Origin of the sequence: Cetobacterium sp. (assembly GCF_048470075.1) — a bacterium.
In the GTDB taxonomy this organism is placed as follows: Bacteria; Fusobacteriota; Fusobacteriia; order Fusobacteriales; family Fusobacteriaceae; genus Cetobacterium_A.
Genome location: NZ_DBGBQB010000192.1, coordinates 1 through 1,872 on the forward strand (window position 1 = coordinate 1; position 1,872 = coordinate 1,872).

At 32.6% G+C, this 1,872-nt stretch carries 2 protein-coding genes; both read left to right on the forward strand.

The genetic code is table 11. The features are described from left to right. The coding region (locus tag ACMOUI_RS07035) for a DUF3440 domain-containing protein (protein ID WP_418965020.1) at positions 1–1,180 on the forward strand (1,180 nt) is incomplete at its 5' end. 8 nt (positions 1,181–1,188) lie between these two features. Next, positions 1,189–1,842 (forward strand): IbrB-like domain-containing protein, encoded by a 654-nt coding sequence (locus tag ACMOUI_RS07040; protein WP_418965021.1) that lies wholly within the window; start codon positions 1,189–1,191, stop codon positions 1,840–1,842. The last annotated feature ends 30 nt before the right edge of the window (positions 1,843–1,872 follow it).

Sequence of the window (1,872 nt, forward strand, 5' to 3'; positions counted from 1 at the left end):
CGTATATCTATCTTTCTCAGGGGGAAAAGATAGTGGAGTAATGTTAAACCTGTCATTGAATATTGCTAGAAAAATGGATTTACTCCCTTTAAAGGTATTTTTTATAGATATGGAAGCTCAGTATAAAGAAACCATTGATTATATCTCTGAAACCTTTAAAAATACTGAGCTAGAGCCATACTGGTTATGTTTACCAATATCCCTTAGAAATGCTGTATCTGTTTTCTCTCCAAAATGGATTCCGTGGGATAAAAATAAAAAAGAACTCTGGATAAGAGAGCTCCCTAATAGCCCCCATATTATAACTGAGGATAACATTCCAGAGGAATGGACATGGTTCAAAAAAGGTATGGAGTTTGAAGAGCTCACACTCTACTTTGGAGAGTGGCTAGCAAAAAAAAGTGAAAATAACAGAGTAGCTTGTCTTGTTGGTATCAGAAGTGATGAGAGTTTAAAAAGATTTTCAACAATTTCTAGAGAGGTTAAAAGTTACTATAAAGATGATATACAGTGGTCCACAAAGGTTAACTTAGTAAAATCTACAAATCTATATAATTTTTATCCTATATATGATTGGAGAGTTGAAGATATATGGGCTGCTGTTGGAAAGTTTAACTTTTTATACAATAGGGTTTATGATCTATTCTTCTACCATGGGGAGTCCATAAATACAATGAGACTGTGTCAGCCCTATGGAGACAACCAAAGAAAGAGTTTAAATCTATTCCATGAGATAGAACCTGAAACATGGTTTAAAATTGTAAGAAGAGTCTCTGGGGCAAATTTTGGTGCTATCTATAGAGGAGATAAGATACTTGGTAATAGAGAGGCCCTTGTTCCAGAGGGTTACACCTATAAGGAGTATACCCTTTTCCTGCTCGAATCTATGCCTAAATATCTAAAGATGCACTATTTAAAAAAAATCAATACCTTTTTAAAATGGTGGCATAAAAAGTTAGGAGGTATTAATTTTGAATATGAGGACTCAGGTTTTTTTAAAACAGACTTGGTGGAAGAGATTGCAGATAAAAAGCTAGAAGCTCAAAGAAAAGCCCCTAGTTGGAGAAGAATCTGTAAAGTTATATTGAGAAACGATTTCTATTGCTATGGTCTAAGTTTTTGTCAAAATAAAAATGAATATGAAAAGCTGATGAAATTAAAGAAAATTTATGGTGAATAGGAGAATATATGGATGAAGTTATGCTTTCAATCTTTGAAATCTTTAATTATCTAACTGAAGTAAAAAAACTATATACGGAGTTATCATTAGATGAACAGGTATCTATTTTAAATGAAATCAAACTTTTTTTAAAGGATCTCAGTCCATTTAAAGATGAGCCTGTAGATTGTGTTCTGTGGAAAAAAGTTGAAGATATTCTCCCTAATTCCTACAACCCAAATAAAGTTGCTCCTCCTGAATATAAACTTTTGAAACACAGTATTCTTCATGATGGATATACTCAACCCATTGTTACTATAAAAGTGGATGGAAAATATGAGATTGTAGATGGATTTCATAGAGCTAAAGTCGGGGCACTAGAAACTATAAAAAAAAGGACATATGGGCATATCCCCATAACCGTTTTAGGGAATAATAACAGTAATATAAAAGATAGAATGGCCTCTACAATTCGACATAATAGAGCCCGTGGAAAACATGAGGTTACTCTTATGGTTGATTTAGTAAAAGAGTTAATTGAGCGTGGGTGGGAGGATGAAAATATAATTAAGGAACTGGGAATGAGTAAAGATGAAGTTTTAAGATTAAAACAGATATCTGGACTTCCTGAACTATTTAAAAATAGGCAATTTTCAAAATCTTGGAACATTTTAAAAAAATAGTTATATTAATAAAAGGGGGCTATTACTATG